This is a genomic window from Pseudomonas sp. BF-B-15 (assembly GCF_019946675.1).
GTDB lineage: Bacteria > Pseudomonadota > Gammaproteobacteria > Pseudomonadales > Pseudomonadaceae > Aquipseudomonas > Aquipseudomonas migulae.
The window spans coordinates 13,652-40,264 of sequence record NZ_JAGYFZ010000052.1 but is presented as its reverse complement, the minus strand read 5'-3'; the positions used below and the strand labels follow the sequence as shown (position 1 = coordinate 40,264).

Here is a 26,613-nt window from a genome sequence, read left to right as displayed (position 1 = left end):
TGCCCTCGCTCCGGTCCTGCTCCGTGGGCCCGCCGCCATCGGCCATCCCTGGCCGGGGGCGGCTAACCCGGCATTCATGCCGGGTTGCCCACTGCGCAGAACCTGCGCTCAGCCTCTCGAGGGGGCGACTACCGCCACAGCCGCCTAGGCGGCCTGAAAGCCGACCTGGCTCTTCAGTCGTCCGTGTTGCCCTTCTTTGATGCGTTCACTCATTCCGGACATGCACACCAACCCCCTGTAGGAGCCGGCTTGCTGGCGATAGCGGTGGGTCATCCAACATATTTATTAACTGGATGGACGCCATCGCCAGCAAGCCGGCTCCTACAATGGATTGGGTTCACACGATTCAAAATTGTAGGAGCCAGCTTGCTGGCGATGGACGCCAACGATAACGCGGGCTGTCTGAATGAACGCGTTGTTCAAACGCTTTTCGCCGGCAAGCCGGCTCCTACAGGAAATCGCATACGCTTTTGATTTCCACCACTCATCAGGCCGAGCGTTAGCTCGCCTTCCGCTTTTGATCTGAGCGCCCCCTCGAGAGGCCGAGTGGAGGTTCTGCGCAGTGGGCAACCCGGCATGGATGCCGGGTTAGCCGCCCCCGGCCATGGATGGCCGATGGCGGCGGGCCCACGGAGCAGGACCGGAGCGAGGGCATGCCGAGCCATGGCGAGGCACCGAACGAAAGGGGCAAGAGCGCTTTGGTTACTTTCGCGCTTTTCGAAAGTGACTCGCCGTAAGGGCGAAACCATAAGCCGCCGTTACCGAAGAAACGGATATATACCCAACTACTTCGAAGCCTCAACCACACCACTCTGACGGTGCTTGAGGTTCTTCTCCGACTTGTACTGCAAGGCCTCAGACGGAACATTGGCGCCCTTGCCGGTCTCGACCCAGTTGCGAATACGACTGGCATCGGCGAAGTGTGTGTACTTGCCGTACGCATCGAGAATCACCAGCGCCACCGGACGATTACCCATGCTGGTCACCAGTACCAGGCAGTGGCCGGCTTCATTGGTAAAGCCGGTTTTGGTCAACTTGATGTCCCAGTTCGGCTTGCCGACCAGATGGTCGGTGTTGCGGAAACCCAGGCTGTAATTGGGTTTGCGAAACGAGACGGTTTTTTCCTTGGTGGTGCTCAACTCGGTCAATAACGGGTACTTGTGCGCCGCGATCAGCAATTTGCTCAGGTCGCGTGCGGTAGAAACGTTACGAGGGGAGAGGCCAGTCGGTTCGACGAAGTGGGTGCTGGTCATGCCCAACGCCTTGGCCTTGGCGTTCATCGCGGCAATGAATGCGACATAGCCGCCTGGATAGTGGTGGGCCAGGCTCGCGGCTGCGCGGTTTTCCGAGGACATCAGCGCGATCAGCAGCATTTCCCTGCGCGGCAATTCGCTTTTGAGTTTCACCCGGGAATACACGCCTTTCATTTCTGGCGTATCGCTGATGTTGATATTGATGTACTCGTCCATGTTCTGCCTGGCTTCGACCACGACAAGACCAGTCATCAATTTGCTGACGGAGGCGATAGGGACAACCACATCGGGGTTGCTGGCATAGATGACTTTGTTGGTCTGCATATCCAGCAGCAAAGAGCTGCCGGAAGCCAGCTTGAGTTGTTTCGTATCTCGAGGTGCCGCGGTGGTTTCAGCAGCATTGACCGTTGGCGTGATGAACGTCCCTGTAAATACAAAAAATAGGCTCAGGATGGAAAGACGGATTTTCACGCTGGCAGACTCATAAGGTGTGGATTAGCCGTTTTGTAACGGGCTGTTGCTTAAAAAAACGACGCATTTTAGGAGTATGGCTGAAGAACTGTCGATGGTTGTTCAATCAACAAGTCAAAGTCCTTGAAAAGCCCTACAAAACAGCAGGTTTCCGGCGAGTGGTAGGGGCTGTTCAGCGGGCAAAAAGAACCCCGCCATTGGCGGGGTTCTTTTGTTCGTTGCCTGGATCGAGGCGTGAACTCAGCTGTGCAGCGTTTCCGCTGCGTACAGCGTGTTTTCCAGCAGGCAGGCGCGGGTCATCGGGCCGACGCCGCCCGGTACTGGAGTGATCCAGCCAGCGCGGGGCAGGGCGGTTTCGTAGATCACGTCGCCGACCAGCTTGCCGTCTTCCTGACGGTTGATGCCGACGTCGATCACGATCGCGCCTTCCTTGATCCACTCACCCTTGACCAGGCCCGGCTTGCCGGCGGCGACCACCACCAGATCGGCGCGACCGACGTGGCCTGCCAGATCCTTGGTGAAGCGGTGGGTGACGGTCACGGTGCAACCGGCCAGCAGCAATTCCATCGCCATCGGTCGCCCGACAATGTTGGAGGCGCCGACGACCACTGCATCCATCCCGTAAAGATCGGCCCCGGTGCTTTCCAGCAGGGTCATGATCCCTTTGGGCGTGCAAGGGCGCAGCAGCGGAATGCGCTGGGCCAGACGACCGACGTTATAAGGATGGAAGCCGTCGACGTCTTTGTCCGGACGAATGCGTTCCAGCAATTTGGACGCGTCCAGGTGTTCAGGCAGCGGAAGTTGAAGCAGAACGCCGTCGATTGCCGGGTCGTCGTTCAGGCGATCGATCAGGGCGGTCAGCGCTTCTTGAGTGGTTTCGGAAGGCAGGTCGTAGGCTTGGGAAATGAAGCCGACCTCTTCACAGTCTTTACGCTTGTGCGAGACATAAACCTGAGAGGCAGGATCGCTGCCGACCAGGATCACCGCTAGACCGGGAGTGCGCAGGCCTTGCTGGCGACGCTCGGTAACGCGTTTGGCGATCTGCTGGCGCAGGCTGGCGGCGATCGATTTGCCGTCGATTAGTTGTGCAGTCATTGCGCGTGATTAACCATCGAGAGGGGAAAAAAAGAGAACGCATTCTCGCATGTCATGAGGTGAGGGCAAAGGCGCTTGGTCTGCAAATTCCTCTAACCCCTTTAATTAAATGAATTTTTTTTAAAAAGGATTTGACGCCCTACGGGGGGCTCTATACTATTCGTCGCACTTGTCGGGCACAGCCTAGCACTGGTTAAGAAGGTCGAGTGGAATTACGATTCTGCAAGGCTGGAAAGCACTTAGTTTGTAGTCCTTCAAGGGTACAGATTAACAAGGCGCCCGTAGCTCAGCTGGATAGAGCATCCGCCTTCTAAGCGGATGGTCGCAGGTTCGAGTCCTGCCGGGTGCGCCATTAGGCAGCTTTGGCACAAGTAACGCGATATGGTGGGCGTAGCTCAGTTGGTAGAGCACGGGATTGTGACTCCCGTTGTCGTGGGTTCGATCCCCATCGTCCACCCCATATTTCGAAAGGCGCCAGATTAACAGTCTGGCGCCTTTGCTTTAACGGCTACATGCGGATGTGGTGGAATTGGTAGACACACTGGATTTAGGTTCCAGCGCCGCGAGGCGTAAGAGTTCGAGTCTCTTCATCCGCACCAAATAAAGCTTCATTCAGGCCGCTGGCTTGGCTGGAGCTCAACGAAGAAGTTGTTTGGCTTCTTTGTTACGCAATATGGTGGGCGTAGCTCAGTTGGTAGAGCACGGGATTGTGACTCCCGTTGTCGTGGGTTCGATCCCCATCGTCCACCCCATATTCCGAAAGGCGCCAGATTTAACAGTCTGGCGCCTTTTTTGTTTTAGTGGTCTGAGTGTTTCGCGACTGCAGGTTCTGGGTCGCAGGCGCAGGGCGTTTCGTCGTATTTTTGTTTCTCGATGATGCCGTGCTGCTCGCCGGTCTTGCTCGCGAGATCGGCTGTCAGGGAGATGCCTGGCAATCGCTTCTATATATAGAAGGGTTGGCGCAGAGCCCTGGCATGATTGGCTGTATTTGCCACCGGGGCGAGATGCATTCATGCATTCGCACCTATAAATTGCCTGCTGCGTTGTTACCCGTTTTCAGTAGGGTGACTTCTTGAGTTTGACCTACTAGAATGCATGCCCTTGATTCTGGGGTCGGAAACGGCCGGCCAACGTCTGTGCAACGAGGAATATCCATGCAAGTTTCTGTTGAAAATACTTCTGCTCTTGAGCGCCGCATGAGCATCACCGTGCCGGCTGAGCGCATCGAGACTCAGGTCAACAAGCGTCTGCAGCAGACCGCCCAAAAGGCCAAGATCGCTGGTTTCCGTCCAGGCAAAGTGCCGATGAGCGAAATCAAGCGCCGTTTTGGTGCTGATGCACGTCAGGAAGCTGTCGGCGACGTCATCCAGTCCTCTTTCTACGAAGCCGTAGTTGAGCAAAAGCTGAACCCGGCTGGCGCTCCTTCGATCGAGCCGAAATCCCTGGAAGCTGGCAAAGACCTGGAATACGTCGCGATTTTCGAGGTGTTCCCAGAGTTCACCGTTGCCGGTTTCGAAGGCATCACCGTTGAGCGCCTGAGCGCTGACGTGGCTGACGCCGATCTGGACAAAATGCTGGACGTGCTGCGCAAGCAGAACACCCGTTTCGAAGTGGCCGATCGCGCCGCTCAGAACGACGACCAACTGAACATCGATTTCGTCGGCAAGGTTGACGGTGAAGTGTTCGCTGGCGGTTCCGCCAAAGGCACTCAGCTGGTTCTGGGTTCCGGCCGCATGATCCCGGGTTTCGAAGACGGTCTGGTTGGCGCTAAAGCCGGCGAAGAGCGCGTTCTGAACCTGACCTTCCCAGCTGACTATCAGAACCTGGACCTGGCGGGCAAAACCGCTGAGTTCACCGTGACTGTGAACACTGTTTCCGAGCCAAAACTGCCTGAGCTGAACGAAGAGTTCTTCGCTCAATTCGGCATCAAGGAAACCGGTCTGGAAGGCTTCCGCGCCGAAGTTCGCAAGAACATGGAGCGTGAGCTGCGTCAGGCAATCAAATCCAAGGTCAAGAATCAGGTAATGGACGGTCTGCTGGCCACCAACCCGATCGAAGTGCCAAAGGCTCTGCTGTCCAACGAAGTTGACCGTCTGCGCGTGCAGGCTGTTCAGCAGTTCGGCGGCAACATCAAGCCTGACCAACTGCCGGCCGAGCTGTTCGAAGAGCAAGCCAAGCGTCGCGTTGTTCTGGGTCTGATCGTGGCTGAAGTGGTCAAGCAATTCGACCTCAAGCCTGACGAAGCCCGCGTTCGCGAAATGATCCAGGAAATGGCTTCGGCCTACCAAGAGCCTGAGCAGGTTGTGTCCTGGTACTACAAGAACGAGCAGCAACTGAACGAAGTCCGTTCGGTTGTGCTGGAAGAGCAAGTTGTGGATACTGTTCTGCAGAAAGCTAGCGTGACCGACAAATCGGTCTCTTACGAAGAAGCGGTCAAGCCGGTAGAAGCTCCACAAGCCGACTGATCTTTTCTGCGGTAAGAAGCACACACCATAAGCCAGCCTTCGTGCTGGCTTATGCGTATTCAAGACATAACTATTTGGGAGTGACTGCAGAGCATGTTCCGTAATTCGTATATTCAGCAGAACTCTGATATCCAGGCCGCAGGCGGCCTGGTCCCGATGGTTGTCGAGCAGTCTGCTCGTGGCGAGCGCGCCTACGACATTTACTCGCGTCTTCTCAAGGAGCGGGTGATCTTTCTGGTGGGTCCGGTAGAGGACTACATGGCCAACCTGATTTGCGCGCAGCTGCTGTTCCTTGAAGCGGAAAACCCGGACAAGGACATCCATCTCTATATCAACTCCCCGGGCGGTTCGGTGACGGCGGGCATGTCGATCTACGACACCATGCAGTTCATCAAGCCTAACGTGTCGACCACCTGTATCGGTCAGGCCTGCAGCATGGGCGCATTCCTGCTGACCGCCGGTGCTCCTGGCAAGCGTTACTGCCTGCCGAACTCACGCGTGATGATTCACCAGCCACTGGGCGGTTTCCAGGGGCAGGCTTCGGATATCGAAATCCATGCCAAGGAAATCCTCTTCATTCGTGAGCGTCTCAACACGCTGATGGCCAAGCACAGCGGGCGCACGCTTGAAGAGATCGAGCGCGATACCAACCGCGACAATTTCATGAGTGCAGAAGCCGCGCGTGAATACGGGTTGATCGATGAAGTGATCACCCAGCGCCCCGCTTAATATAAGCAGCTCAAAATAAGGCGGGTCGGCTGGTCCGATCACCAGCGGGCTTGAAAAAGCCCGCAATAGCCTTCATCTTGTGTTGCAAGCCTATCGGATTTGGATCGAACGAATGACTGACACCCGCAACGGCGAGGACAACGGCAAGCTGCTCTATTGCTCCTTCTGTGGCAAAAGCCAGCATGAAGTGCGCAAATTGATTGCCGGCCCCTCGGTCTTTATCTGCGACGAGTGCGTCGACCTGTGCAATGACATCATCCGAGAGGAGGTGCAGGAAGCCCAGGCGGAAAGCAGCGCGCATAAATTGCCTTCGCCTAAAGAAATCAGCGGCATCCTTGATCAGTACGTGATTGGTCAGGAGCGTGCAAAAAAGGTTCTGGCTGTAGCGGTGTACAACCACTACAAACGCCTGAACCAGCGTGACAAAAAGAATGACGACGTCGAACTCGGCAAGAGCAACATCTTGCTGATCGGCCCGACAGGCTCGGGTAAAACCCTGCTTGCCGAAACACTGGCCCGCTTGTTGAACGTTCCGTTCACCATCGCCGACGCAACCACCCTCACCGAGGCGGGTTATGTGGGTGAAGATGTCGAGAACATCATTCAGAAGCTGCTGCAGAAGTGCGATTACGACGTAGAAAAAGCCCAGATGGGCATTGTCTACATCGATGAGATCGACAAGATCTCGCGCAAGTCTGACAACCCGTCGATCACCCGGGACGTTTCCGGTGAAGGCGTGCAGCAGGCCCTGCTCAAGCTGATCGAAGGTACGGTCGCTTCCGTTCCGCCTCAAGGTGGTCGCAAGCATCCGCAGCAGGAATTCCTTCAGGTTGACACCCGTAACATCCTGTTCATCTGCGGCGGCGCATTCTCTGGTCTGGAAAAGGTTATTCAAAACCGTTCCACCAAGGGCGGCATCGGTTTCAACGCAGAAGTGCGCAGCAAGGAAGAAGGCAAGAAAGTCGGTGAATCCCTGCGTGAAGTCGAGCCTGACGATCTGGTCAAGTTCGGTCTGATCCCGGAATTCGTCGGTCGTCTGCCGGTTCTTGCCACGCTGGACGAGCTTGATGAGGCTGCATTGATGCAGATCCTCACCGAGCCGAAAAATGCTCTGACCAAACAGTATGCCAAGCTGTTCGAGATGGAAGGCGTGGACCTGGAATTCCGGGCCGACGCACTCAAATCGGTCGCCAAACGTGCCCTGGAACGCAAGACCGGTGCCCGTGGACTGCGCTCGATTCTCGAAGGTGTATTGCTCGACACTATGTATGAAATTCCCTCGCAGTCCGAGGTGAGTAAAGTAGTGATCGATGAAAGCGTTATAGAAGGCAAGTCCAAGCCACTGTATATCTACGAAAACAGTGAGCCGGCTGCCAAGGCCGCGCCAGACGCTTAAGCGTCACGCAGCTGGAATAAAGAAGGGGCCTTCGGGCCCCTTTTCTTTTAAAGCATTTTTAACGTCCTCTTTGCGCTTGTTTTTTTTCAAGGCAGCCCCCATCTTGGTTTCAAGCTTACTTCCATCTGTTTACGGCCTTATGGCCGCCGTAGAGGCGAAATCATGAAGACAACCATCGAATTGCCTCTCCTGCCATTGCGTGATGTCGTGGTTTATCCGCACATGGTTATCCCGCTGTTCGTGGGGCGCGAGAAATCCATCGAAGCCCTCGAGGCAGCGATGACGGGCGACAAGCAGATCCTTCTGCTGGCCCAGAGAAACCCTGCTGACGACGATCCCGGTGAAGAAGCACTTTATCGCGTAGGCACGATCGCTACCGTTCTGCAGTTGCTCAAGTTGCCTGACGGCACGGTCAAGGTTCTGGTCGAAGGTGAGCAGCGCGGCGCCGTGGAGCGCTTCAGCGAAGTGGACGGCCATTGCCGTGCCGAAGTCTCCTTGATCGATGAAGTCGATGCGCCTGAGCGCGAGTCGGAAGTGTTTGTCCGCAGCCTGCTGGCTCAGTTCGAACAATATGTGCAGCTGGGCAAGAAAGTCCCCGCTGAAGTCCTGTCGTCGCTCAACAGCATCGACGAGCCAGGCCGCCTGGTCGATACCATGGCCGCGCACATGGCCCTGAAGATCGAGCAGAAGCAGGAAATTCTCGAAATCATCGATTTGTCGGCCCGGGTCGAGCACGTCCTGGCGTTGCTGGATGCCGAGATCGATCTGCTGCAAGTCGAAAAACGCATTCGCGGTCGCGTCAAAAAACAAATGGAGCGCAGCCAGCGCGAGTACTACCTGAATGAGCAGATGAAGGCCATTCAGAAAGAGCTCGGCGACAGCGACGAAGGCCATAACGAAATCGAAGAGCTGAAAAAGCGCATCGATGCCGCCGGCCTGCCGAAAGACGCCTTGGCCAAGGCCCAGGCCGAACTGAACAAGCTGAAGCAAATGTCGCCAATGTCCGCGGAAGCGACCGTGGTGCGTTCGTACATCGACTGGCTGGTTCAGGTGCCGTGGAAGGCTCAGAGCAAAGTGCGTCTGGACCTGGCGCGTGCCGAAGACATCCTCGACGCCGACCACTACGGTCTGGAAGAAGTCAAAGAACGCATCCTCGAATACCTCGCCGTGCAAAAACGCGTGAAGAAGATTCGTGGCCCGGTGTTGTGCCTGGTTGGTCCTCCTGGCGTGGGTAAAACCTCGCTGGCGGAGTCGATTGCTCACGCCACCAACCGTAAATTCGTGCGCATGGCCCTCGGCGGTGTACGCGATGAAGCGGAAATTCGTGGTCATCGCCGGACTTATATCGGTTCGATGCCAGGTAGATTGATTCAAAAGATGACAAAAGTGGGCGTGCGCAACCCGCTGTTCCTGCTCGATGAAATCGACAAAATGGGCAGCGACATGCGTGGCGATCCAGCGTCGGCGTTGCTGGAAGTGCTCGATCCGGAGCAGAACCACAACTTCAACGATCACTATCTGGAAGTCGATTACGACCTGTCCGATGTGATGTTCCTGTGCACCTCGAACTCGATGAATATTCCACCGGCGCTGCTCGACCGGATGGAAGTGATTCGTCTGCCGGGTTACACCGAAGACGAGAAAATCAACATCGCCGTCAAATACCTTTCGCCGAAGCAGATCACGGCCAACGGTTTGAAGAAAGGCGAGCTGGAATTCGACGCCGAAGCGATCCGCGACATCATCCGCTACTACACCCGCGAAGCCGGTGTACGTGGTCTGGAGCGCCAGATTGCCAAGGTTTGCCGCAAGGCGGTCAAGGAGCATGCACTGGAAAAACGCTTCTCGGTGAAGGTCACTGCCGACATGCTGGAGCACTTCCTGGGCGTGCGTAAATTCCGCTACGGCCTGGCTGAATCGCAGGATCAGATCGGTCAGGTGACCGGTTTGGCATGGACTCAGGTGGGCGGCGAATTACTGACCATCGAAGCCGCTGTCGTACCGGGCAAAGGCCAGTTGATCAAGACCGGTTCGCTGGGTGACGTGATGGTCGAATCGATCACCGCTGCCCTGACCGTTGTCCGCAGCCGCGCGAAGAGCCTGGGCATTCCCCTGGACTTCCACGAGAAGCGCGACACGCACATCCACATGCCGGAAGGGGCGACCCCGAAGGACGGCCCTAGCGCCGGTGTAGGCATGTGCACGGCCCTGGTGTCGGCGTTGACCGGGATCCCGGTGCGCGCTGACGTGGCCATGACGGGTGAAATCACCTTGCGCGGTCAAGTGCTGGCGATTGGCGGTCTGAAAGAAAAACTGCTTGCTGCCCACCGTGGCGGGATCAAGACGGTGATCATTCCTGAAGAGAACGTACGCGATCTGAAGGAAATTCCTGACAATATCAAGCAAGATCTGCAGATTAAACCGGTTAAATGGATTGACGAGGTCCTGCAAATTGCGCTGCAATACGCGCCGGAGCCCTTGCCCGATGTAGCTCCGGAGATAGTTGCAAAGGATGAAAAACGCGAGTCTGACTCTAAGGAAAGAATTAGCACGCATTAGTACGCATTTGCCTGGAGGGCTTGTTGACAGCTTTTTAGAGCCCTTGTTATAAAGCGGCTCTTAAGTGTCTGTAGGCCATTCAGCACTCGTTTTTGCTTTCACCAAAAAACTTAGAATCATACTCAAATAGATATAAGGGGACTTAGAGTGAACAAGTCGGAACTGATTGATGCTATCGCTGCATCCGCTGATATCCCGAAAGCTGCTGCTGGCCGTGCGCTGGACGCTGTAATCGAATCCGTCACTGGCGCTCTCAAGGCTGGCGACTCTGTTGTTCTGGTTGGTTTCGGTACTTTCTCCGTGACTGATCGTCCAGCTCGCATTGGTCGTAACCCACAGACCGGTAAGACACTGGAAATCGCAGCAGCCAAAAAACCAGGTTTCAAAGCCGGTAAAGCACTGAAAGAAGCTGTCAACTAAGTTCGATTCAGGTTTTTGCCTATCCGGGTCGGGGTCATGCCTGACCTGGCAGCGGAGCGGTAGTCCAGTCGGCAAGTTGCCGGTCCGAGACACCGAGGGTCGCAAGTTCGAACCCTTGGTCCGCTCCGCCAGTTACGAGAAGGCGCATCCTCGGATGCGCCTTTCTTCTATCCGGATTCTACCCACGCTCCACGGTTGCCTAATTTTGAAGTTCAACCGTTTCTGGGGGACGCATGCTGCAGAATATCAGGGACAATTCACAAGGCTGGATTGCCAAGACCATTATCGGGGTCATCGTTGCACTGATGGCTTTGACCGGTTTCGACGCCATTTTTCAGGCCACCACCCATCGTAACGATGCGGCCAAGGTCAACGGCGAAGAAATCAGCCAGAACGAGCTGAGCCAGGCGGTCGATATGCAACGCCGTCAACTCATGCAACAGCTGGGCAAGGATTTCGATGCTTCCTTGCTCGACGAAAAAATGCTGCGCGAATCGGCCCTCAAAGGCTTGATCGACCGCAAGCTGCTGCTGCAAGGCGCAGAAAACTCGAAATTCGCTTTTTCCGAAGCGGCTTTGGACCAAGTGATCCTGCAAACCCCTGAGTTCCAGGTGGACGGCAAGTTCAGCTCCGAGCGTTTCGATCAGGTTATTCGTCAGCTCGGCTACAGCCGCATGCAATTCCGCCAGATGCTGGCTCAGGAAATGCTGATCGGCCAACTGCGCGCTGGCCTGGCTGGCAGCGGTTTCGTCACCGACGCACAGGTGCTGGCCTTCGCCCGTCTGGAAAAACAGACCCGCGATTTCGCTACCCTGAACGTCAAGGCTGACCCGGCGGCTGTGAAGCTGACCGACGATGAGGTCAAGGCCTACTACGACGAACACGCCAAGGAATTCATGACGCCGGATCAGGTGATCATCGATTACCTCGAGTTGAAGAAGTCTTCCTTCTTTGATCAGGTCGCGGTGAAAGACGAAGACCTGCAAGCGGCGTATCAGAAAGAAATCGCCAACCTGTCCGAGCAACGTCGGGCGGCGCACATTTTGATCGAAGTGAACGACAAGGTGACCGAGGCGCAAGCCAAGGCCAAGATCGAAGAAGTTCAGGCCCGTCTGGCCAAAGGCGAGAAGTTCGAGGCCTTGGCCAAGGAGTTCTCCCAGGATCCAGGTTCGGCGAACAACGGTGGTGACCTCGGTTACGCAGGCCCTGGCGTCTACGATCCAGCGTTCGAAACCGCGCTGTATGCGTTGGCCAAGGACCAGGTTTCGGCCCCGGTTCGTACTGATTTCGGCTTCCACCTGATCAAGCTGTTGGGTGTCGAGGCGCCGGAAGTTCCGACCCTGGCTAGCCTGAAAGACAAGCTGACCAAAGAGCTGAAAACCCAGCAGGTCGAGCAGCGTTTCGTCGAGGCGACCAAGCAACTGGAAGACTCGTCGTTCGAATCTTCCGATCTGGCCCAGCCGGCACAGGACCTGAAACTGACCGTTCACACCTCCAAGCCGTTCGGCCGGGAAGGTGGCGACGGCGTTGCAGCCAACCGTGCGGTGATCGCTGCCGCGTTCAGTCCCGAAGTGCTGGATGAGGGTGCCAACAGCACCGCCATCGAACTCGATCCGGAAACCGTGATCGTGTTGCGTGCCAAGGAACACCTGAAGCCTGCGCAACTGCCGCTGGAAAGCGTCTCTGCCGCCATCCGTGGGCAATTGGCCAAGGAGCACGCCAGTGCTGCCGCCAAGACCAAGGCTGATGAGCTGATTGCCGGCCTGCGCGAAGGCAAGACGCCGCTGGACAAGGCGATTGACGGTCAGAGCTGGAAAGTCACCGCTGCGGCGAATCGCGCTCAGGAAGGGATCGACCCGACTGTGCTGCAAGCGTTGTTCCGCATGCCGAAGCCGGTTGCCAAAGACAAGCCGACCTTCAGCAGCGTGACCCTGGCGGATGGTAGCCTGGTGATCGTGCGTCTGAACGGCGTCAACGAAGCCGCTGCGCCGACCGACGAAGAGAAGGCTCAATACCGTCGCTTCCTCGCCTCGCGCATTGGTCAGCAAGACTTTGCGGCCTACCGCAAGCAGCTGGAAGCCGAAGCGGACATCAAGCGTTTCTGATGCCTGACTGAGTTTCCCGCGACACAAAAACCCCGGCCAAACCGCCGGGGTTTTTTGTGGGCGCAGAAAAAGCGGGCAGGGGCTGTCCGTCGGCTGAGGTTTTTCCGGGCGACTTTTTCCTGTAAATGGCAGTCATTACACTTGTAACTGTTTCAAGACACTAATCGATGCGACGCTAAGCATCGATCTGTTGCACAATACGCCCCGGACCGTTTTTCTCAGGATGTTCAATGTTTAAATCATTTCCCGTGCGGGTTGTCGGGCTGGCGTTGGTGCTGGCCGTCGCGGCCGGTTGCTCTTCGAAAAAAGCCCCGATCTATGAGCATGAGAACTTCGACGACTCCGGAACCTTTTCGCGCAATTACCCGGTCACCGATGCGCAATCCTGCGAAGCCGCCCGTCGCGCGTTGCTCAGCCAGGGTTACATCATCACCAGCAACGACCCGAAGCTGATCAGTGGTCACAAGAGCTTCCAGCAGACTGGCGAGACCCACATGGAGATCAGCTTCAGTGTGGTCTGTGCCGATGATGGCAGCGAAGGCCATCACGCGACCATGTTCGCCAACGCCTTGCAGGACCGCTATGCGCTGAAGAAGACCAACAACTCCGCGAGCCTCGGTGTCGGTGTGTTGGGTTCGGTATCGATGCCGATCGGCTCGTCCGACGACTCGATGGTCAAGGTCGCCAGCGAAACCGTCTCGTCGGCTAAGTTCTACGAGCGTTTCTTCGCCCTGGTCGAATTGTTCCTGCCGCCGGAAGCGAAAAAAGCCGCGCACATCGTCGAAAAGCCGAAAACCGATCTGGGCGTGCCTGAAGCCAAGGCCGCTCCGGCGCCTGAGCCGGCCTCTGCCGCCCAATCAGCTCCAGCTCCAGCTCCAGCTCCGGCAGCCGAGCCTGCGCCAGCCCCTGCTGCAGAACCGGTTGCACCGTCACCTGAGCCCGCACCGGTTGCACCGGTCGAGAACGCTGAATCGGCGGCACCGTCGACGGAAAACGTCACGCCACCGGCGCAGTCGAATTTGCCTCCTCCGAGTGAGCCGATTCCTGCCATGCCTGTGACCAGCCAATAATCGGTGACTGACGTTCCGGGATCGGCTCGCAGCCTGTCGATCCCGGAATCGTGTTCAAGTTTGATCCGCGTCAACCCAGGCCACATTCCGATGGCCTGTATCGAAAAAACCTGTGATAAATTCCTGACCACCTGCTACGTTTTATTCAGTAGCGACGGAGCGTCGTGCCTGCGTCATTTTTCTTTCACGCGGGCACTTTATGCTCAAGGTGCAGGTCATTTATTCAAGCGTTTTTTCAATGAGCGATGGGGGATTCAAAATGGACGATTATCAAGAAGAGCTGCTCGAGTTCCAGGCCTTTGAACTGGACCCGCTGGAACCGGCCGAAGACGCTACCGAGCTGTAAGCGTCAGGCCGACTGGCGGTGACTGCGGCGAAACTCGCCGGGTGTCTGACCGCTCCAGCGTTTGAAAGCACGTTGAAACGCTTCGGCTGAGGCAAAGCCCAGCAGGTAGGCGATTTCACCGAACGCCAGTTCGGTGTCACGAATGTAGGTCATGGCCAGGTCGCGACGAGTGTCGTTGAGAATTGCACGAAACTGCGTGCCTTCCTCGGTGAGTTTGCGGCGCAAGGTCCAGGTAGGCAGCTTCAGGCGTGCCGCCACTTCTTCCAGGTCGGGTTCCCGGCCACCATTGAGCAACGGCCCCAGTAACTGAGTGATGCGTTCACGCAGGCTGCGGGTGCGTGTCAGTTGTTCCAGTTCCCGTTCACACAATTGCAGCAGGTGTCGCCACGTACTCGGGCAGTGCAGCGGGTTGCGCTGAGCGAGGCTGGCCAGACTCAGGCGCAGTTGGTTCTGTTCGGCGCCAAACTGGATCGGGCAATCGCCCAGCACCGCATAAGCGTCCCGGTAATCCGGCTCGTCGAACTCGATCTCGATGCGCTCAGCGCTTAAGGGGACCGGGCTGACGCTGGACAATTGTTGCAACCAGCCGGCGATGATCGAATCCACCACGAAGCGGTTATAGGCGTTGTAAGGGCTGATGGAATAGAACCGCAGCCACGCGCCTTGGGCATCTTCGTGGAAACTCGATTGACCGCGATAGTTGGAGCCGTACAAGGCTTCGAAGCGAATCAGGCAACGTGCCGCTTCGCGTACGGTCGGTGCTTGCGCGGCGGTAACCCCGGCGAGGCCGGCCTGGCTCAGGCGGCTGAGCTGGCCCATGCGTAAACCCAGTGCCGGGTCGGCGGTCAGTTGAATGGCGCCGTGGCCCAGGCGCATGTAGCGCGGGATCGACAGCCGGGCGCAGGCTTCGCCAAGCCGGGCGGGGTCCAGGCCATACTGGTCGAGCAGGGGCTGAGGATCGATGCCGTGACTGCGCACCGCGTCGGCCAGGCTGTGAACAAAGCCCACCGACAGATCGCCCAGACGCATCGGCAACGGTTTCATGGTTTACAACCAAAGATTCAGCAAGCGCGCGCCACGGAAGTTTCCACCGGCGAAATGCTGTCCATTGCTGCTGAGAAAACTTTGCCCGGCGCTGCCCTGATCCCAGAACTGCCCGCGCAGGAACACGCTCATGCCGGCGATGGCCTGGCTGGCGGGCGGTTGAGCGGTCAGCGTCAGGCGATGCCAGGCTTGACCCTCGCTCAGTTCGCCAGCCTTGAGGCTGACGGAGTCGGGCGTCGATAAACCCTTGTAGCCGCGCCATGGCTTGTCCCAGGCGCCGCGACCGATGACGAACGCCGGGACCGCGACCAGCTGCGCGCCCTGATCGTCGAGTTGGCGGTAGTTGTCCGGGTACCAGCTGTCGCTGCCGATCAACACGCCCAGGCGTCCGGCCGGGGTGTCGACGACGTTGAGCGTGTGTTCGCCATTGGCCTGGATCACATCGCTTTCATCGACGATCGGGTGCATCTGGCGCTGTGGCTGGCCAATCGGCAGCCCGTCGCGGCCGAACACCACGCTGCTGTTGTACAGCGCACCGCGACCGATTTTCAGCGTGCCGTCGATGATGCTCGGCTCGGGCAGCACGATGGAGCCCGCCACGAGCGTCACGTGAAATTCCTTTGCCAGCCCACCAAACAGGGCCTGGTAATCCTTGGCCATGCTCTTGGCTTTCATGCGCAGGTGCGCATCGTCGAGGCGGTTGTCACCCTTGGCGCCGATCAGCGCGCGGATGAACTTCAGCGGGTTGCTCACCGCCAGCCAGTTCATGGCTTCCTTGAGCGTGGTGGCTTGATACAACTCGTCTTTCTCGCCGCTGACCATCAGCCAGGTGCCGACATGTTCGGGCAGCACGACGATGGTTTTTTCATTCAGCAGCCCCTGTTCCTGGGCTTTCTGCAAATAGGCTGCGAGTTTGCGGTGCAAGCGTTCGGTGCTTTGGTAGTCGGTGGGAAACAGTTCGGGCTGGATGCCCAGCAGGTTGCCACGATCGGCAGGCGTTCCCTGATCGATGGCGAGATCGATGCGCAAGTCCGACAGGTAATGACCCGCCGGACGATCCGCGGCCCACATGGCGTAGGTCGTCAGGGCGGCAATCAATGCCATGGAGAAAGTCAGGTACAGAAGTTTGCGCATGGGAAAACAGTTAGTGGCCGTGTGCAGGGTTCATGATTGGCGTTCAGGATGGGGGACGAGGCTACGGTAAAACAACGCGTTGAGGGGCGGTTTTTTTGATTTTTTTGCGGTTTTGCAGCGAATGATGGCCGACGCTGCCGAACCAATGCCAAGACGCATCGCAATGATCCATATGTGCCGAATTCGTCATGGCGTCGGCCTAAAGCGATCAAGCCGTGACGGTTGGAACGGGTCAGGCTGGACGGTCTGTTCAAGGAGGTGATTATGATCCGTCTGTCCCTGGCCGAAGCTCGCGAGCTGGCCGAATCGATCTTGCTGCACAACGGTTTCAACCTTGCCCACGCTCAGGCGGTGACAGCCACAGTGATTGCCGGCGAGCGCGATGGCTGCGCCTCCCATGGTTTGTATCGGATCCTGGGCTGCGTCAACTCACTCAGGGCAGGCAAAGTGGCGGCCGATGCCGAGCCGCAGGTCATCGATCAAGCGCCTTCGATCGTGCGCGTGGACGCGGCGGGTGGTTTTTCACAATTGGCGTTCCAGGCGGGGCTGCCGTTGTTGGCGCAGAAAGCCCGGGCAAACGGTATCGCTGCTCTGGCAATCAATCGCTGCGTGCATTTCTCTGCGCTGTGGGTTGAGATCGAGCAACTGACGGCGGCCGGTTTGGTGGCATTGGCCTGCAATCCCAGTCATGCCTGGGTGGCGCCAGCGGGCGGCAGCCAGCCAGTGTTTGGCACCAATCCCATTGCGTTCGGCTGGCCACGCTCGGGCAAGGATCCGTTTGTGTTCGACTTCGCCACCAGCGCGATTGCCCGTGGCGATATCGAGTTGCACCGGCGCGCCGGCAAAGCGCTTCCCGAGGGCTGGGGTGTGGACGCGCAGGGCCAGCCAAGCACCGATGCCAACGTGGTGCTCGATGCGGGCGCGATGCTGACGTTCGGTGGGCACAAAGGCTCGGCGCTGGCGGCCATGGTGGAGCTGATCGCCGGGCCGTTGATCGGCGACCTGACCAGCGCCGAGTCACTGGCTTACGACGCCGGCAGCAAGTCGTCGCCGTACCACGGCGAGTTGATCATTGCCCTTGATCCACGACGTTTTCTCGGTGAAGCCACCGAGCAGCATCTGGCCCGTGCCGAGGTCTTGTTTGAGAGTATTGAAGGGCAGGGCGCACGGTTGCCCTCGCAACGGCGCTATGAGGCGCGAGCGCGTAGCCTGGTGGAGGGCGTCGAGATTCCCGAGGCGTTGTACAACGATCTGAAAGCGCTGCTGGGATGAGTGAGAGCGTGCGCCACCGGTAAACCGGTGGCGCTTTTTTTACAGGGGCGTGCGTTGACTGCTGCCATCGACCAGGCGAGCGATGCCCAGCGGGTTGGCATTTTTCAGCGGGTCGGGCAGAAGCGCGTCGGGACAATTCTGATAGCACACAGGGCGCAGGAAACGCTCGATGGCGAGGCTGCCGACCGAGGTGCCGCGCGCATCTGAGGTGGCCGGGTAAGGCCCGCCATGCACCATCGCATCGCAGACTTCGACGCCGGTCGGGTAACCGTTGAACAACACCCGGCCGACTTTTTGCTCCAGCAGCGGTAACAGCCCGGGGTGATTTTGCAGGTCGCCGGCTTCAGCAATCAGCGTGGCCGTGAGTTGCCCGTGCAAGTGCTGAAGTGCCCGTTGCAGTTCGGCTTTGTCGGCCACTTCCACCAACACTGTCGCCGGACCGAACACTTCTTCTTGCAACAGCGGGTCGCCATCGAACAACAGACTCACGTCAGCCTTGAACAGTTGCGGCTGCGCCTGTGTGCCCTGTTGATCGCGACCGGCCAGGTGAGTGATGTTCGGGTGCGCGTGCAGCGCCTGCACACCGTTGGCGTAGCTGTCGAGCGTGCCGACGTTGAGCATGGTCTGCCCCGGTTGCCCCGCCATCACGGTGCTCAGCGATTGGGTGAAGGCGCTGAACGCTGGCGAGCGAATACCGATCACCAGTCCCGGGTTTGTGCAGAACTGGCCACAGCCGAGCACCACGGAGGCGGCGAGTTCGTTGGCAATTTTCTCGCCCCGCACTTGCAGTGCTTCGGGCAATACCAGCACTGGATTGATGCTGCTCATTTCGGCGAACACGGGAATCGGCTGCGCTCGTGCCGCGGCCATGTCGCACAACGCGCGGCCACCCTTGAGTGACCCCGTGAAACCGACAGCCTGAATCGCCGGATGTTTGACCAGGGTTTCGCCCACACCAGAACCGTAGATCATGTTGAACACACCCTTGGGCATGTCAGTCTGCTCGGCGGCACGGATGATCGCGTCGGCCACGAGTTCGGCCGTCGCCATATGCCCGCTGTGGGCCTTGAACACCACCGGACAACCGGCGGCCAGGGCGGCAGCGGTATCGCCACCGGCGGTTGAGAATGCCAGGGGGAAATTGCTCGCACCGAACACCGCGACCGGGCCGACGCCGATCCGGTATTGGCGCAAATCAGCTCGTGGTAGTGGCTGACGCTCGGGTAGGGGCCGGTCGATGCGTGCCGCATAAAAATCGCCACGGCGCAGGACTTGCGCAAACAGACGCATCTGGCTGCTGGTGCGCATGCGCTCACCCAGAATGCGTCCGTTCGGCAGCGCCGTCTCGCGGGTCACCAGAGCGATGAAATCATCGTCCAGTGCCTCCAGTTGCGTGGCGATGGCTTCGAGAAACTCCGCGCGGCGAATAGCCGACAACGTGCGAAAGGTCGGGTAGGCGGCTGCGGCGGCCTGGGCGGCGGCGTCGACTTCTTCGTTGGTGGCCTGCATGAACGCGTAGGGCAGCGCTTCACCGGTAGTGGCGTCGTGGCTGCGCACGGTGATCTTGCCAGCGGCGCTGCGCGCACCGCCGATGTAGTTGTGGCCGATGATCTCGGGCATGGAAAGCTCCTGTCGGAATGTAGGGGGCTGGATCTGTAGGAGCGAAGCTTGCTCGCGAAGGCGGTAATACATTCAACAGAGATGTCAGCTGACACATCGTCTTCGCGAGCAAGCTTCGCTCCTACAGGTCTGCGGCGTCAGGCCAAGGAATCGCTGCGGCGTGCGGTCACTGGTTCGGCATCGTTCAGGGCGGCGATCCGCGCGGCAGATTCGCTGTCCACCAGGTGCAACGACTTGCCACGCGTCTCACGGGTCAGGCCGACCGCAATGATGGAGATCAGCGACGCGCCGACCAGGTAAAACGCGATCGGTGTCGAGCTGTGGTACTTGTTGAGCAAGGTGATCGCAATCAACGGAGCGAGGGATCCGGCGAAGATCGGCGCCACCTGGTAGCACAGGGACAACGCGGTGTAGCGCACGTGGGTCGGGAACATTTCCGCCATCAGCGCCGAGTAGGGCGCATAGGTCATCGATTCGATGGCCAGGCCCAGGGTGATGGCCGCCATGATCAGCCAGTTGTTGCCGGTGTCCATCATCGGAAAGCCGATGAACCCCCAGAACGCCGTGAGGATCGCGCCGGTCAGGTACACCGGTTTGCGCCCGACCAGGTCAGACAGATAACCCATCAACGGAATCATGAAGAAGTGCAGCAGGTGCGCGCCGAACATCAGCAGCAGAATTTCGGACGTGTCCTTGTGCACCACCAGTTTCAGATAGGTAATCGAGAACGTCACGACGGTGTAGTAGAGGATGTTTTCGGCAAACCGCGCGCCAATACCAACCAGTACCGAACGCCAGTGGTGACGCAGCACTTCGACCACGCCCAGTTGCTGTTGCTTGGTCTGCGCCTGACGGGCCTGGGCTTCCTTGAAAATCGGCGCGTCATCGACGCTGGTGCGAATCCAGTAGCCGATCAGTACCACGAAGGCCGAGAACCAGAACGCCACGCGCCAGCCCCAGGCGAGGAATTGCTCCTCCGACAGGTTCGACGACAACAGCAGCAGCGCAACCGTCGCCACCAGGTTGCCGGCCGGCACACCGGCTTGCGGCCAACTGGCCCAGAAACCTCGGCGATTGTCCGGGCAATGCTCGGACACCAGCAGAATCGCGCCGCCCCATTCGCCGCCAAACGCGAAACCCTGGATCAGCCGCAGCAGCACCAGCAACACCGGTGCGGCATAGCCGATCTGGTTGAAACCGGGCAGGCAACCCATCAAGAAGGTGGTGATACCGACCACCACCAGGCTCAGTTGCAGCAGGCGTTTGCGGCCGTACTTGTCGCCGTAGTGACCGAACACCAGGCCACCCAACGGGCGGGCGAGAAAGCCCACGGCGTACAGGGCGAAAGCGGCGATGATGCCATCGATGGGGCTGTCGGTCTGGCGGAAGAACAACTGGCCGAAGACCAGTGCCGACGCGGTGCCATAAAGGAAGAATTCATACCATTCGGCGACTGTGCCGGCCATGGCGGCGGCCACGACGCGCTTGAGTCCCGAGGGTGTGGTTGCGCGGTGAGCGTGTTGAGCGTTGGGCATGCTGGCGTTTCCTGTAGGGGCGCAAAAACAGGTAGCCGGGCCGGGGCCGCAAAGCCCCGCCCGGCAATCACTCAGAGACCGACGTCCGGCAGGTGCGGACGGTTGGCCAGGGCCTTGGCCATGATCTGCTCGACGAAGAGCCGATCTTCTTCCGGCAGGGCCAGGCGTGGCGGACGGGTCAGCGCACTGCCGCGACCGGCGATGGCTTCGCACAGCTTGATGCACTGCACCAGGTCGGCACGGGCGTCGAGGTGCAGGATCGGCATCAGCCATTCGTAGATCGGCATGGCTTCGGCATAACGTCCGGCCTTGGCCAGGCGGAAGATGGTTTCGCCTTCTTTCGGGAACACGTTGGACATGCCCGACACCCAGCCTTCAGCACCCACGGCGAGGCTTTCCAGCACCACATCGTCGAGGCCGGCGAACAGCACAAAACGGTCGCCCACTTCGTTGCGGATGTCGATGAAGCGGCGGGTGTCGCCAGAGGAATCCTTGAAGCACACCACGTTGTCGCAGTCGGCCAGGGCAATCAGGATGTCCGGGGTCACGTCGTTTTTGTAGATCGGCGGGTTGTTGTAGACCATCAACGGCACGTCGGCGTTTTTTGCCACGTAGCGGTAATGCTCGGCGGTTTCGAACGGCTTGGAACCGTAGACCAGCGCCGGCATCAGCATCACGCCATCGACACCGACCTTGCGTACGGCGTTGGCGACCTTGGCCGCTTGCACACTGGTGAATTCGGCCACACCGCAAATCACGGGCACACGGCCGCGCGAGGCATCGACCGCGACTTCGGTCACGGCGATTTTTTCTTCAGCAGTCAGCGAGGTGTTCTCGCCTACCGAGCCGCAAACCACCAGGCCCGACACGCCGTCGCGGATCACGTTGGAAATCACCTGATGGGTTTTATCCAGGTTGATCGAGAAGTCATCGTTGAATTGAGTGGTCACCGCGGGGAAGACGCCACTCCAGTTAATTCGCTTGCTCATTGTTGCCTCCGGGTTGTTTATTGTATTTCGTATACGATATTTAAAATGAAAAAATTCGGCTAGTGCTTTTTTCAGGTTTGTGGGGTTTTTGTCAGCCGTCGGTCGGGGTGGTCAGTGCTTCAGAGTGTTCAGGCACCGGGCCAGGTGTCTGACAGTCGATAGCCTTGTGGCCACGGATCGTTTGGATCGAGCAGCAATTGATGGGTGCCGGTAATCCAGGCCCGGCCGGAAATGCAGGGGTAGATAGCGGGGCGTCCGGCCACTTCGGTCAGTGAGTCAATCCGACAGTGGAATTCGGAGCCGATAATCGAGCGACCGATAAAGCGCTCGCCGACGCGCATCAAACCCTTGGCGTGCAACACCGCCATGCGCGCCGAGCAACCCGTGCCGGTCGGCGAGCGGTCGATCTTGCCCGGTTGAATCACCACCGCGTTGGCGCCGGTGGCGATGCCGTTCTCGTGGACGACGGGCGCGGCGATCTGGCAAAAGGAAATGTGCGACCACTCAGGGTTCAACGGATGCACAAAGCCCAATTGCTCGTTGGCGGCACGGGTGATTTTCAGCCCGACCGCCACCAGGTCGGCGGCTTCATCGGGGCGGATTGAAAAACCCAGTTCCCTGGCATCGGCGATCACAAAGCTGTCACCGCCATAGGCGGTATCGACCTTGAGGGAGCCGACACCTTCCACTTCGATCCACGCGTCGAGGCGATCGGCGAAGGACGGCACGTTTTTGATTTCCACCCGTTCGACCTTGCCGTCACGGCAATCGGCTACAGCCTCGATCAGGCCGCCGGGGGCTTCGAGCACCAGCCGGGTTTGCGGTTCGGTCATTGGCACAATACCGGTGTCGAGCAACACGGTGGCCACGCACAGGGAATTGGAGCCGGACATCGGCGGGGTATCCGCCGGTTCCATGATGATCCAGGCCATGTGCGCCCGCGGGTCCTTGGCCGGCACCAGCAGGTTGACGTGGCGGTACACCCCGCCACGTGGCTCGTTGAGCACGAAGTTGCGCAGGGTTTCATCCCTGGCGATCCAGCGTGATTGTTCCCACACCGTGGCACCGGGCGGTGGTGCGACGCCGCCGACAATCACGTCGCCGACTTCACCTTCGGCGTGGCAGCTGACTACATGAATCACTTTCGATGAGCGCATGGTTTGCTCCTTATGTTGTCTATGCAGGCCTCATCGCGAGCAGGCTCGCTCCCACAGGGTTTGGCGACGTACATAAAATCGGGGTTCACCCAGGCCAATGTGGGAGCGAGCCTGCTCGCGATGGGGGCATCGTCTATTTCACCGACTTTAGAAACGCCGCAGTTTCCGCATGCACCGGATTACCAATCACCTGATCCGGCGAACCAATCTCATGCACCAGGCCGTTGCGAAAGAACGCCACGCGGTCGGACACGTCCCGGGCGAAGCGGATCTCGTGCGTCACCAGCACCATGGTCATGCCGTCTTCGGCGAGCATGCGCATGGTGTCCAGCACTTCGCCGACCAACTGTGGATCGAGGGCCGAGGTGGCTTCGTCGAACAGCATGTAGTCCGGTGACATGGCCAGGGCGCGGGCAATGGCCATGCGTTGTTGCTGGCCGCCCGAAAGCTTGCCGGGGAACACCTTGAGCTTGTCGCCCAGGCCGACGTGAGTCAGTTGCTGCACGGCCAGCGCCTCGGCTTCGGCCTTGCTTTTGCCCAGGACCTTGCGCGGTGCGAGCATCACGTTTTCCAGCACGGTCAGGTGCGGGAAGGCGTTCCATTGCTGGAACACGATGCCGATTTTCTGCCGCAGGTGATTGAGGTCGGTTGCGCGGTGATGCACCTCGACGCCATCCACGCGGATGTTGCCTTTCTGGATCGGTTCCAGGCCATTGATGCACATCAGCAGGGTCGATTTTCCCGAGCCGGAGCCGCCGATGATGGACACCACTTCGCCCTTGTTCACGGTCAGGCTGACACCCTTGACCACATCAAGGTCGCCGAAGGATTTGTGTACGTTGTCGATCTCAATCATTTTCTTGCCACCTTCTTTCCAGACGAGCGCCGAGGCGTGCGACCACCAGGCTCATGACGTAGTAGATAAGGCCCGCGATGCACAGCACCAGCAGCGGTTCCTGAATGCGGGTCACGATGGTTTGCGAGGCGCGGAGCAGTTCGACGATGCCGATCCACATCACCAGCGCGGTGTCTTTCATCACCCCGAGCACCAGGTTCAGCCAACCGGGAAAGGCTACCCGCGAGGCCATCGGCAGGACGATCCAGCGCAGGTCCTGGAAGAAACTCAGGCCCAGCGAACGGCTGGCCCGGCGCAGGGTCAGCGGTACCGACAGCACGCCGCCGCGCACGATCTCGGTGAAGTACGCGGCGGCGTAAACCCCGAGCACGATGCAGCCCACGCTGAAAGCACTGATGTTCAGGCCGACGATGCTCTTGAGCGAGTTGAACAGCACGAACTGGATCAGCAGCGGCACGCTGCGAAACACGTCCAGTACCCATGCCAGTGGCAGGCTGGCCCGTGGCAACAGCGCACGCAGCAGGCCGAACACCAGCCCGGCGAACGTGCCGAGCAGGATCGCCCAGCAAGTCAGTTGCAGCGTGATCCAGGCGCCGTTAAGCAGGAACAGCAGGTCGTTCCAGGAAAAACCGGTGGAAAACATAGTCACGTCCTCAGTAACGGAACAGCCGCCAGGCCATCAGCCGGGCCGTCGCGACGATCGCCTTGGCAATCAGGTAATACAGCACCGCGGCGATGGTGAAATATTCGAAGGTGCGGAACGTCTTGACGTTGTAGTCCTGGGTCACGCCGGTGAGGTCGTTGTTGAGCCCGACAATCACCCCCAGCGACGTCATCAACACTGCCCAGACCATCTGGTTGCTCAACGGGTAGAACACGATCCGCAACAGTTGCGGGACGATGATCATCCGGTAGGCCTGGAAGGCACTCATTCCCAGCGAGCGCGCGGCCCGCACCTGCGTGCCGGGCACCGCCTTGAGCCCGCCGCGAAAGTTTTCCGCGAGATAGCCGGCATTGTTGAAGGTGATCCCGGCCAACAGCGCGAGCCAGGAACTGACGTGCAGGCCCATTGAGCCGAGGCCGAAGTACAGGATGTAGATCTGGAACAGCGACGGGGTATTACGGGCAATCGACACCCAGCCGTTGCCGATGCCGCGCAGCAGCGGGTGTCTGGTTTCACGCATGACTGTCAGGGCCAGGGCGATCAGTACGCCGAAAATCATCGACAGCGCGGCGGTCTCGAAAGTGACCCAGGCGCCGGCGAGCATGTCCGGCAAGGCGCGCAGGGTGGCGCGCCATTGGAAGGTGTAATCAAACATGCGCGAGGCTCTCCATCAGCAAGGCAGGTTGCAACCAGCTCGGCAGTCGCCCGCTGGCGCTGCCAGTGCAAGCGGATTCAACGCACTCGGCGAGGCTGGCGAAGTGCACTTTTCGCCCCACCAGACCGGGTGCGTAATGGGCGTATTTGCCCGAGTTGGTCATTAAGGTTGTGGCGGCTGGCGGGATCACCGGCTCGCCGAGCATGCACCAGCAGGTGTCCGTCACCAGGGTGGCGCCGAAGGCTTCAATGACGCCGATGTGTCCGGCGTCGCGCGCCTGTTCCAGCACCGCACGACCGCACGTGATGGCGAGCACCACCTCGGGGTGTTTGTGCCGGCCGCGACACAGCCGTGCGAGTCGGGCGAACTCGCTGAGCGAGAAGTGCGGGTTACCCAGCGAGACCACCTCCACGTGGTTGTCACGGGCACTGTTGAGCTCGCGCCAACTGCCCAGCAGGTCCGCCAGGCGGATTGTTTCCACAGGTATCGGGACGCCGGCGTCCAGCGCTTGTGCAGGGTCGAGTGCTTCCGGTGTGACCCCGGCGATATGAAATAACGGCGCGGCCGACGTGGTGGCGAACGCCGCGCCGAAGGCTTTCAGGTCGTCGAGGTCTGGCTGGTGCTGTTCCAGCCCGGACACCAGCGGGATCCGACTGCCCGCGAGGGCTCCGATGTGGTAGCCGAGCAAGGGGTAAAACGCATCGTCGAGTTCGCCCAATTCCGGTAATTCAATGCGCAGGCGGGCTTTGCGTGGCGCCTCCAGATGACAACCGATCAGGGGCGCGCGGCCGGTCAGGGCGATGCAGATATCCAGGTAATCCGGGTACTTCAACGTGCGCGCACCAAGCACGCTGTTGGCGTAGACCACCGCGTTGGATTCGGCCCAGACGATCTGCTCGCCGGCCTTCGGTGCGGTGTCGAGCAAGTAGGGGGCACAGGTGAAACTGAGCTGCGCACCCATCGCCATGTAGGCATCGCCCAAGGCACTGGCCGGTTCGCCGAGCAACGGGTCGATGCCCAACTCTCGCCAGCGGCGCTGGTCCACGGAAATTGAATTGAGGGTGGTGGGCACGCGAACCTTTGCGCCCCAGTGCACCAGTTGTTCGGCAAAACGCAGGCTCGCCGGTCCCGTGTAAATACAACCGTCGATGTGGGCCTGAGCGATATCCACCAGTTGGTGGGCGCCTTGCAGTTCGGCCATGCGCAGGACAATCTGCATGGCCATCTGCGCGGCTTTGCCATGCTCGCCGTCGAGCAGCGAACGGTCGAACCCGGTGAGTTCAATCGACTCGTTGGTTTCGCCTGTGTGCATCGGTGTTTCGGTTGGCTGCCAGCCATCGATGGGCACGTGATCGAACATCGCCAGCGAGGTGCCTTCGACTCGGGCGAAGGCTTTGCCGCGCAAGGTAGCGAAGGCCTCCCGGCCGATGCACAGCACCGGCAGGGAGCGCTCGAAAATGGTCTGTGCCACCAGCACGCCCAAGGTCAGAATCTCATCGGCTTCGGCCAGGACCAAAGCGGCCGGTGCATGACCGTTGCTGATCAACTCCATCAGCACGCTGCTGCCGGTACACGAACCTCGACCACTGGGAATGGCCAGCACACGACCGCGCAGATGTTCGCCGCTGAGCGGATGGTGACGGTCGATGACTTCACCCGTACAAGGGTCGACTCCGCCCCAGAAGCTCAGCCCGACATCGGCAAACAGCAGCGCGCCCTGGGCGGAGCCCGGCACCAGGTTACGACCGATGAGAGCAGTGGACCCAGGCATGCCGGAC

At 59.3% G+C, this 26,613-nt stretch carries 20 protein-coding genes and 5 tRNA genes; 13 read left to right on the top strand and 12 right to left on the bottom strand.

The annotated features are described in order from the left end of the window. Positions 1 to 785: 785 nt before the first annotated feature. Together pbpG and folD are read right to left on the bottom strand one after the other, a co-directional pair. Positions 786 to 1,724 carry a D-alanyl-D-alanine endopeptidase gene (pbpG, locus tag KGA97_RS17640; protein ID WP_192229177.1) on the bottom strand — a complete coding sequence of 313 codons (939 nt, stop codon included), beginning with the start codon at positions 1,722 to 1,724 and terminating at the stop codon, positions 786 to 788. 240 nt (positions 1,725 to 1,964) lie between these two features. Continuing rightward, positions 1,965 to 2,819 (bottom strand): bifunctional methylenetetrahydrofolate dehydrogenase/methenyltetrahydrofolate cyclohydrolase FolD, encoded by an 855-nt coding sequence (gene folD, locus KGA97_RS17635; RefSeq protein WP_008034109.1) that lies wholly within the window; start codon positions 2,817 to 2,819, stop codon positions 1,965 to 1,967. 275 nt (positions 2,820 to 3,094) lie between these two features. Between folD and KGA97_RS17630 the strand changes: the two genes are divergently transcribed. The 12 genes from KGA97_RS17630 to KGA97_RS17575 all read left to right on the top strand — a co-directional run bounded on the left by KGA97_RS17630 (position 3,095) and on the right by KGA97_RS17575 (position 13,563). Next, a tRNA-Arg gene (locus tag KGA97_RS17630) sits at positions 3,095 to 3,171 on the top strand. Between the two features lie 32 nt (positions 3,172 to 3,203). Then, positions 3,204 to 3,279 (top strand) — tRNA-His (locus KGA97_RS17625). Positions 3,280 to 3,333: 54 nt separating this feature from the next. Then, a tRNA-Leu gene (locus KGA97_RS17620) sits at positions 3,334 to 3,418 on the top strand. 77 nt (positions 3,419 to 3,495) lie between these two features. Then, positions 3,496 to 3,571, top strand: a tRNA-His gene (locus tag KGA97_RS17615). 402 nt (positions 3,572 to 3,973) lie between these two features. Continuing rightward, positions 3,974 to 5,284: a trigger factor gene (tig, locus tag KGA97_RS17610; RefSeq protein ID WP_032832734.1), complete on the top strand. Its 1,311-nt coding sequence runs from the start codon at positions 3,974 to 3,976 to the stop codon at positions 5,282 to 5,284. A 93-nt stretch (positions 5,285 to 5,377) separates the two neighbouring features. After that, positions 5,378 to 6,013 carry an ATP-dependent Clp endopeptidase proteolytic subunit ClpP gene (clpP, locus tag KGA97_RS17605; protein ID WP_008034105.1) on the top strand — a complete coding sequence of 212 codons (636 nt, stop codon included), beginning with the start codon at positions 5,378 to 5,380 and terminating at the stop codon, positions 6,011 to 6,013. Positions 6,014 to 6,125: 112 nt separating this feature from the next. Beyond that, positions 6,126 to 7,409, top strand: a complete 1,284-nt coding sequence (gene clpX, locus KGA97_RS17600; RefSeq protein WP_007946893.1) for an ATP-dependent Clp protease ATP-binding subunit ClpX — start codon at positions 6,126 to 6,128, stop codon at positions 7,407 to 7,409. Between the two features lie 162 nt (positions 7,410 to 7,571). Next, positions 7,572 to 9,968, top strand: coding sequence for an endopeptidase La (gene lon / locus KGA97_RS17595; RefSeq protein ID WP_008034103.1), 2,397 nt, complete (start codon positions 7,572 to 7,574; stop codon positions 9,966 to 9,968). A gap of 147 nt (positions 9,969 to 10,115) precedes the next feature. Beyond that, entirely contained in the window at positions 10,116 to 10,388 is a 273-nt protein-coding gene (locus tag KGA97_RS17590) for an HU family DNA-binding protein (RefSeq protein WP_002552737.1), read from the top strand. A gap of 53 nt (positions 10,389 to 10,441) precedes the next feature. Then, a tRNA-Leu gene (locus KGA97_RS17585) sits at positions 10,442 to 10,519 on the top strand. Positions 10,520 to 10,621: 102 nt separating this feature from the next. Further along, positions 10,622 to 12,493 carry a SurA N-terminal domain-containing protein gene (locus tag KGA97_RS17580; RefSeq protein ID WP_223481165.1) on the top strand — a complete coding sequence of 624 codons (1,872 nt, stop codon included), beginning with the start codon at positions 10,622 to 10,624 and terminating at the stop codon, positions 12,491 to 12,493. A gap of 230 nt (positions 12,494 to 12,723) precedes the next feature. Next, entirely contained in the window at positions 12,724 to 13,563 is an 840-nt protein-coding gene (locus tag KGA97_RS17575; RefSeq protein ID WP_223481164.1) for a DUF2242 domain-containing protein, read from the top strand. Between the two features lie 349 nt (positions 13,564 to 13,912). Here KGA97_RS17575 and KGA97_RS17570 read toward each other — a convergent pair whose 3' ends face one another. Further along, on the bottom strand, positions 13,913 to 14,953 hold the full coding sequence (locus tag KGA97_RS17570; protein WP_207285966.1) for an AraC family transcriptional regulator: 1,041 nt from the start codon (positions 14,951 to 14,953) through the stop codon (positions 13,913 to 13,915). A gap of 3 nt (positions 14,954 to 14,956) precedes the next feature. Continuing rightward, positions 14,957 to 16,087 carry a carbon-nitrogen hydrolase family protein gene (locus KGA97_RS17565; protein ID WP_008042649.1) on the bottom strand — a complete coding sequence of 377 codons (1,131 nt, stop codon included), beginning with the start codon at positions 16,085 to 16,087 and terminating at the stop codon, positions 14,957 to 14,959. Between the two features lie 264 nt (positions 16,088 to 16,351). Here KGA97_RS17565 and KGA97_RS17560 point away from each other — a divergent pair, with 264 nt between their 5' ends. After that, positions 16,352 to 17,359: an Ldh family oxidoreductase gene (locus tag KGA97_RS17560; protein ID WP_008024639.1), complete on the top strand. Its 1,008-nt coding sequence runs from the start codon at positions 16,352 to 16,354 to the stop codon at positions 17,357 to 17,359. 39 nt (positions 17,360 to 17,398) lie between these two features. Here the strand turns inward: KGA97_RS17560 and KGA97_RS17555 are convergent, their stop codons facing one another. The 8 genes from KGA97_RS17555 to KGA97_RS17520 form a co-directional block, all read right to left on the bottom strand. Further along, positions 17,399 to 18,979, bottom strand: coding sequence for an aldehyde dehydrogenase (NADP(+)) (locus KGA97_RS17555; RefSeq protein WP_223481163.1), 1,581 nt, complete (start codon positions 18,977 to 18,979; stop codon positions 17,399 to 17,401). A 137-nt stretch (positions 18,980 to 19,116) separates the two neighbouring features. Beyond that, on the bottom strand, positions 19,117 to 20,514 hold the full coding sequence (gene abaF / locus KGA97_RS17550; RefSeq protein WP_207285969.1) for an MFS transporter: 1,398 nt from the start codon (positions 20,512 to 20,514) through the stop codon (positions 19,117 to 19,119). Positions 20,515 to 20,585: 71 nt separating this feature from the next. After that, complete coding sequence (locus KGA97_RS17545; RefSeq protein ID WP_008042630.1) at positions 20,586 to 21,503, bottom strand: dihydrodipicolinate synthase family protein; 918 nt, start codon at positions 21,501 to 21,503, stop codon at positions 20,586 to 20,588. A gap of 128 nt (positions 21,504 to 21,631) precedes the next feature. Beyond that, positions 21,632 to 22,660, bottom strand: a complete 1,029-nt coding sequence (locus KGA97_RS17540; RefSeq protein WP_223481162.1) for a trans-3-hydroxy-L-proline dehydratase — start codon at positions 22,658 to 22,660, stop codon at positions 21,632 to 21,634. Positions 22,661 to 22,793: 133 nt separating this feature from the next. Continuing rightward, positions 22,794 to 23,516, bottom strand: a complete 723-nt coding sequence (locus tag KGA97_RS17535; RefSeq protein WP_008042626.1) for an amino acid ABC transporter ATP-binding protein — start codon at positions 23,514 to 23,516, stop codon at positions 22,794 to 22,796. Then, positions 23,509 to 24,159, bottom strand: a complete 651-nt coding sequence (locus tag KGA97_RS17530) for an amino acid ABC transporter permease (protein ID WP_008024645.1) — start codon at positions 24,157 to 24,159, stop codon at positions 23,509 to 23,511. The genes KGA97_RS17535 and KGA97_RS17530 overlap by 8 nt, the downstream gene beginning before the upstream one ends. Positions 24,160 to 24,169: 10 nt before the next feature. Further along, positions 24,170 to 24,835 carry an amino acid ABC transporter permease gene (locus KGA97_RS17525; RefSeq protein WP_008024646.1) on the bottom strand — a complete coding sequence of 222 codons (666 nt, stop codon included), beginning with the start codon at positions 24,833 to 24,835 and terminating at the stop codon, positions 24,170 to 24,172. After that, positions 24,828 to 26,606: an aconitase X gene (locus KGA97_RS17520; protein ID WP_223481161.1), complete on the bottom strand. Its 1,779-nt coding sequence runs from the start codon at positions 26,604 to 26,606 to the stop codon at positions 24,828 to 24,830. The genes KGA97_RS17525 and KGA97_RS17520 overlap by 8 nt, the downstream gene beginning before the upstream one ends. Positions 26,607 to 26,613 lie beyond the last annotated feature (7 nt).

What these genes read in the sequence shown, in the direction of transcription:
- KGA97_RS17555 (WP_223481163.1), bottom strand. Translation starts at nt 18,979, where the DNA reads ATGCCCGAGATCATCGGCCACAACTACATCGGCGGTGCGCGCAGCGCC.
- KGA97_RS17520 (WP_223481161.1), bottom strand. Translation starts at nt 26,606, where the DNA reads ATGCCTGGGTCCACTGCTCTCATCGGTCGTAACCTGGTGCCGGGCTCC.
- KGA97_RS17535 (WP_008042626.1), bottom strand. Translation starts at nt 23,516, where the DNA reads ATGATTGAGATCGACAACGTACACAAATCCTTCGGCGACCTTGATGTG.
- tig (WP_032832734.1), top strand. Translation starts at nt 3,974, where the DNA reads ATGCAAGTTTCTGTTGAAAATACTTCTGCTCTTGAGCGCCGCATGAGC.
- clpP (WP_008034105.1), top strand. Translation starts at nt 5,378, where the DNA reads ATGTTCCGTAATTCGTATATTCAGCAGAACTCTGATATCCAGGCCGCA.
- clpX (WP_007946893.1), top strand. Translation starts at nt 6,126, where the DNA reads ATGACTGACACCCGCAACGGCGAGGACAACGGCAAGCTGCTCTATTGC.
- folD (WP_008034109.1), bottom strand. Translation starts at nt 2,819, where the DNA reads ATGACTGCACAACTAATCGACGGCAAATCGATCGCCGCCAGCCTGCGC.
- KGA97_RS17575 (WP_223481164.1), top strand. Translation starts at nt 12,724, where the DNA reads ATGTTTAAATCATTTCCCGTGCGGGTTGTCGGGCTGGCGTTGGTGCTG.
- KGA97_RS17545 (WP_008042630.1), bottom strand. Translation starts at nt 21,503, where the DNA reads ATGAGCAAGCGAATTAACTGGAGTGGCGTCTTCCCCGCGGTGACCACT.
- KGA97_RS17530 (WP_008024645.1), bottom strand. Translation starts at nt 24,159, where the DNA reads ATGTTTTCCACCGGTTTTTCCTGGAACGACCTGCTGTTCCTGCTTAAC.
- KGA97_RS17570 (WP_207285966.1), bottom strand. Translation starts at nt 14,953, where the DNA reads ATGAAACCGTTGCCGATGCGTCTGGGCGATCTGTCGGTGGGCTTTGTT.
- KGA97_RS17565 (WP_008042649.1), bottom strand. Translation starts at nt 16,087, where the DNA reads ATGCGCAAACTTCTGTACCTGACTTTCTCCATGGCATTGATTGCCGCC.
- KGA97_RS17580 (WP_223481165.1), top strand. Translation starts at nt 10,622, where the DNA reads ATGCTGCAGAATATCAGGGACAATTCACAAGGCTGGATTGCCAAGACC.
- KGA97_RS17540 (WP_223481162.1), bottom strand. Translation starts at nt 22,660, where the DNA reads ATGCGCTCATCGAAAGTGATTCATGTAGTCAGCTGCCACGCCGAAGGT.
- KGA97_RS17560 (WP_008024639.1), top strand. Translation starts at nt 16,352, where the DNA reads ATGATCCGTCTGTCCCTGGCCGAAGCTCGCGAGCTGGCCGAATCGATC.
- lon (WP_008034103.1), top strand. Translation starts at nt 7,572, where the DNA reads ATGAAGACAACCATCGAATTGCCTCTCCTGCCATTGCGTGATGTCGTG.
- KGA97_RS17525 (WP_008024646.1), bottom strand. Translation starts at nt 24,835, where the DNA reads ATGTTTGATTACACCTTCCAATGGCGCGCCACCCTGCGCGCCTTGCCG.
- abaF (WP_207285969.1), bottom strand. Translation starts at nt 20,514, where the DNA reads ATGCCCAACGCTCAACACGCTCACCGCGCAACCACACCCTCGGGACTC.